Here is a 5,018-nt window from a genome sequence, read left to right as displayed (position 1 = left end):
CAAAGGGTTTAATGACAACGAAATTATTGATTTTATTGAGTTGACCAAAGATCGTAACATCCAAATAAGGTTTATAGAGTTCATGCCTTTTGACGGTAATCAATGGAACAAAGAGAAATTGGTAAGTTATGCCGAAATTCTCGGACAAGTCAATGGCTTTTATACCGATCAAAAAGTAGAGCGCACCCAAGATAAACCGAATGACACCGCTAAAAATCACAAGATAGAATCCTATCGAGGCAGTTTCTCCGTAATCAGTTCGGTGACCAATCCGTTTTGTAGTACCTGTAACCGCATCCGTTTGACTGCAGACGGGAAGCTTAAAAATTGTCTGTTTTCGAATACAGAAACATCCTTGTTGGATACCTTACGTGCCGGGGAATCCATCGAACCGCTTATTTTTCAAAACATAAAATCCAAATTCGCCATGCGAGGCGGAATGGACGATGATGCTAAATTCCAGGATCCGCTTCTTTTCTCAAAAAATCGAAGTATGATAAAGATTGGAGGATAGTGATTTTAGCGAAACTATTTTTAGAATTTATTCAATTATAAAATCCCTGACAAAAGTCATTGTTGGTACTATACAATCGTGAATACCTTTGCAGGATGAAGGTAGAAACAGCATCCAACAAAAAAGGGTACAACAATTACGGCACCCATCTTCGCGAGAAATACAACGGAAAGAAAGTTTTCAAAGTAATAGTCGATGGCAATTTTAGCTGTCCCAATCGGGACGGACTCAAAGGCTATGGCGGTTGCACCTATTGCAACGTAGATTCCTTTACGCCCGATATTTCCAGAAAAGAGCCTACGATAGAAGAACAATTGCTTCAGGGAATGGAACGTGCCAAAAAATCATATAAAGCCGACCAATTCATAGTCTATTTTCAGCCGAACACCAATACTTATGCCCATGTCGATTACTTAAAAACAATCTACGATCGGGCTTTGGCTTTCAATCCCGATGAGGTTGTTGGATTTTCGGTGGGGACGCGTCCCGACTGTATCGATGCTGAAAAAGTCGCTTTGCTCGAAAGCTACTGCGACCGCTTTGATGTCGATCTCGAAATGGGAATGGAGTCCATATATGATGAAACCTTACAAAAAATAAACCGGGGCTGTACTCACGCCGAGTTCATAACCGCAGTCGAATTATTAAAGGACAGCTCAATCGATTTGTGCATTCACACCGTTTTTGGATTCCCCTGGGAAACCCATGAAATGATACTTAATTACATCAATGAAATCAACCGTTTTCCCCAAATAAAATTCGTAAAATTCCATCATTTGCACATCGTCGAAGGCTCGATCATGGGCGTGCATTACAAGCGAAACCCGTTTCCACTCTTCACTTTGGAGCAATACACCGATTTACTTTGCGACCTAATCCCACTCCTACGCCCAGATATAGTCATTCAGCGCCTCTTTGGAATCTCCGATTGGGATTTGCTCATCGCTCCAAACTGGGGACTCAAAAAAACCGAAATTCAGCATTATATCGATTCTGCAATCGAAAAAAGAGGTATCATACAAGGCTCAAAATATAATAGTATATAGAAGGTGTATTCGTCATTCGGGCGTGCCACCATAAAGAAAAGGGACCAAATCAGCGGCATCGTGATTCGGTCCCCTTTCTTTATGCTGTCGTGCTATCCGCGTTACTTTGGTAGCTAGCTTCTATCACTCACGCAGATTTCTGCAGCACGAGAGGATTTTATCATAATATTATCATTCAATGACAAGTTTGTGGTTAATTGTGGGGTTTGAATAACGTCATAGGTAAACTTAATTATTTCAATAAAATAGAAATCTATTTCGAAAAAAAACTAGACACTGTAATTAAATAACTACAATAATTTAGCACATTTCTGTTAGCTGATAAAAATCATATTTTATATTCTTTTTGACTCTTAATTTTACACTATAAATAAAAGACTTTTTTATCTTCTTTTTGAAAGATGAATTTCACTGAAATTTGATTTGAAGTCGGACAATTTTAATTAGTGTAAACAAATAATATAGAATATGAAAACTTGGCTAGACAAATGGGAACCAGAAGATGAAACTTTCTGGAAAAACACAGGAAGCAAAATTGCCTGGAAAACTTTAACAATTACAACTTTGTCATTAATACTGTCTTTTGCTTCATGGTTTATGATGAGCGTAATTGCGGTGAAATTACCGGGACTTGGTTTTCCTTTTTCCAAAGACCAACTTTTTTGGCTGGTGGCAATACCTGGATTGGCTGCAGGATTTTTAAGAATCATCCACACCTTTATCCTGCCGATATTTGGAACAAGACACGTTGTGGCTTTGGCTACTTTACTTAAATTAATACCGGTAATCGGTATCGGTTTTGCAGTGATGGATACTAATACTCCATTTTGGGTATTTGCCGTTTTGGCTTTTACTTGTGGCTTTGGCGGTGGGGATTTCTCGTCCTTTATGCCAAGTACCAGTTTGTTTTTTCCAAAAAGATTGAAAGGAACAGCACTGGGAATACAAGCGGGAATCGGGAATTTTGGGGTTTCTCTGGCTCAGTTCGTCACTCCGCTTATTTTGAGTGTGAGCATATATGGAGCTTCATCAGTATTTACGAGTGTTGATGCAAAAGAAACGCTGAATGTTTTTAAAGATTCGACAGTTGAGAAACAAAAAGAAGTTTTTGCAGCTTTGGATGCTGAAGTGCAGACCAAAATTTTGGACAATGTAAAGAAACCGGTACTGGATTCGGTTTGTGAAGCAACTCAATCTGTTGAAAAGGCTGAAATTTTTACGGCCTTACCATTGAAAGCGAAATCAAAAGCGATTGCCAATGCCAATCCTAAATTGGCTGAAAAAATATTAAACAAACTCAATCCCGAAAATGAGGCCGTTACACACAAGAAAATTTATATTCAATCGGCAGCATTTTGGTACACTTCTTTTCTTTTGATTTTGGCAGTTATCAGTTGGTTCTTTTTAAAAAGTATTCCGATGCAGACTTCCATAAAAGAGCAAATGGACATTTTTAAAAACAAGCACACTTGGTTTTGCACCATTACCTATGTGATGACTTTTGGGACATTCGCAGGTTTGTCGGCTGCATTTCCTTTGATGATTAAATATTTATATGGTGATTTTCCCGATGCGCCGGATCCATTGGTGTATGCTTTCTACGGACCGCTTATTGGCTCTGCGAGCAGAGTTGCTTTTGGTTTTGTAGCCGATAAAATTGGAGGAGCTATATTGACAACCATAACAGGATTTGGAATTTTAACTGGCGCAATTATTTTGGTTACCCAAGGATTGGTTTCGCCTACGAGCATGGATCAGTTTCCGCTATTTGTAGGGGTGATTTTATCAATGTTCTTTTTTACGGGAGTTGGAAATGCGGGAACTTTTAGACAGTTTCCCATCATATTTTCAGAAAATCAGCGTCAAGCCGCTGGCGTAATTGGATGGACTGCCGCAATTGCTGCCTTTGGACCTTTTATCTTTTCTAAATTAATTGGAAATAATATTACGGCCAACGGGACTGTTAATCAATTTTTTATTGGCTTAATTCTTTTCACTATATTAGCTACAACAATTAATTGGTGGTTTTACAACCGCAAAGGATGTGAGAAACCAAGCTAAGTAGTTTTTGAATGAATTATGGGAATTCACTCAAAGCATAATAAATAGGCCATCAGACAAAATATAATTTATTCTATATGAAAAACAAAATATATAACACCAAGGCATTGCTGATAGCTACTGCACTTTCAATATTTATGATTGTTTTGGTGTTTTTTGGTTCTAGAAAACTGCAAAATTTTGATGCGGCACTCGTGACCTATTTATTTGGGACGGTGTTTGCTTTCTTCGGGATTGTCTATCGTTATACGGTTTGGTTACAAAGACCGCCGACATGGATTTACTTTAAGCGCGGAATTACGTATTTGATAACCGGAAAAGTGTTTTCACATTTTTGGTTTGCTACGAAAGAGTCTGTTGAAAATATTGCTTTTCAAAAGTTTATTTATCCAAGGGGAAAATACCGCTGGGTAGCACATTTTATGATTGCTGTAGGATGTACTTCGGCATTTTTGATAACGATACCGCTTACTTTTGGCTGGATTAATTTTGCCATGGCGCCGAATACGATTTCTACATACGAAGCGTATTTTTTTGGGTTTAAAGTAATGGATTTTGATTTGGATTCCATTACCGCTTTTTTGACTTTCCATGCTTTGAATTGGTCATCATACCTGGTTATTTTTGGATCATTGTATTACTTAAGAAGACGTTTGACGAATCCTGGGCTGATTGCCACTCAATCTTTTGAGGGGGATTTGTTACCGCTTATTTTATTGATAGCCATTTCGGTAACTGGATTGGGACTAACATATTCGTATCAGTTTATGAAGGGATTTGCGTTTGATTTCTTGGCGGTTTTACACGCCGTTACGGTGATTATGTTTTTGATTTGGATTCCGTTCGGGAAATTTTTCCATATTATTCAGCGTCCGGCTCAAATCGGGGCACACATTTACAAGAAACAAGGAATGAAAATGGGAATGGCTGTTTGCCCACATACGGGTGAGGAGTTTGCCACTAAATTGCATATTCAGGATTTGAAAACTGTAACGGAACAATTGGGTTTTGATTTTTCGCACGAAGACGGAACATCACATTTGGATTTAAGTCCCGAAGGGAAAAGATCAAGATTAGCTCAAGCGCATTTGAAAGCGAGATTAGAAGGGGGAAATTTATTCGGATAAAAAAAAAACACTGCAAAGTCGCAAGGTCGCAAAGAAATAAATTGCGCCTTTGTGTTTTCGCGGTAAAAAAATAAATATAAAATGGCAAAATTACCGGTAGCAGAGGAGAATATAGTAAAGCATTTTGGCCCGACGCTGAATTATGCGCCAAAAGACGGATATGTAGGCAGGGACGAGCCAGATGAGGCTGTGAAAACGCATTGTTGTTTTTGTGGAATGCAATGCGGTATCCAATTGTTGGTGAAAGAAAATAAAGTGGTAGGGTTTGAG

General features: G+C 38.5%; 4 protein-coding genes and 1 pseudogene. All 5 read left to right on the top strand.

Going from position 1 to position 5,018, the window contains the following annotated elements; translation table 11 throughout:
• Nucleotides 1-514: pseudogene (locus VFS71_RS18870) on the top strand (cyclic pyranopterin phosphate synthase MoaA); the annotation flags it as partial.
• A 95-nt stretch (nt 515-609) separates the two neighbouring features.
• The gene (locus tag VFS71_RS18865; protein ID WP_326403195.1) at nt 610-1,560 is read left to right on the top strand and encodes a TIGR01212 family radical SAM protein; all 951 of its coding nucleotides are present in this window, start codon (nt 610-612) and stop codon (nt 1,558-1,560) included.
• A gap of 468 nt (nt 1,561-2,028) precedes the next feature.
• Nucleotides 2,029-3,621 (top strand): MFS transporter, encoded by a 1,593-nt coding sequence (locus VFS71_RS18860; protein ID WP_326403194.1) that lies wholly within the window; start codon nt 2,029-2,031, stop codon nt 3,619-3,621.
• 77 nt (nt 3,622-3,698) lie between these two features.
• Nucleotides 3,699-4,748 (top strand): MFS transporter, encoded by a 1,050-nt coding sequence (locus VFS71_RS18855; RefSeq protein ID WP_326403193.1) that lies wholly within the window; start codon nt 3,699-3,701, stop codon nt 4,746-4,748.
• An 81-nt stretch (nt 4,749-4,829) separates the two neighbouring features.
• The coding region (locus tag VFS71_RS18850; RefSeq protein ID WP_326403192.1) for a hypothetical protein at nt 4,830-5,018 on the top strand (189 nt) is incomplete at its 3' end.

Origin of the sequence: Flavobacterium sp. (assembly GCF_035760125.1) — a bacterium.
Classification (GTDB): Bacteria; Bacteroidota; Bacteroidia; order Flavobacteriales; family Flavobacteriaceae; genus Flavobacterium.
Note: the sequence above shows the minus strand (reverse complement) of the source record. Positions and strands in the feature narration are given on the sequence as shown.

Bases quoted from the DNA above. Each gene is read 5' to 3' on its own strand.
- VFS71_RS18860 (WP_326403194.1), top strand. From the start codon at position 2,029: ATGAAAACTTGGCTAGACAAATGGGAACCAGAAGATGAAACTTTCTGG.
- VFS71_RS18865 (WP_326403195.1), top strand. From the start codon at position 610: ATGAAGGTAGAAACAGCATCCAACAAAAAAGGGTACAACAATTACGGC.
- VFS71_RS18855 (WP_326403193.1), top strand. From the start codon at position 3,699: ATGAAAAACAAAATATATAACACCAAGGCATTGCTGATAGCTACTGCA.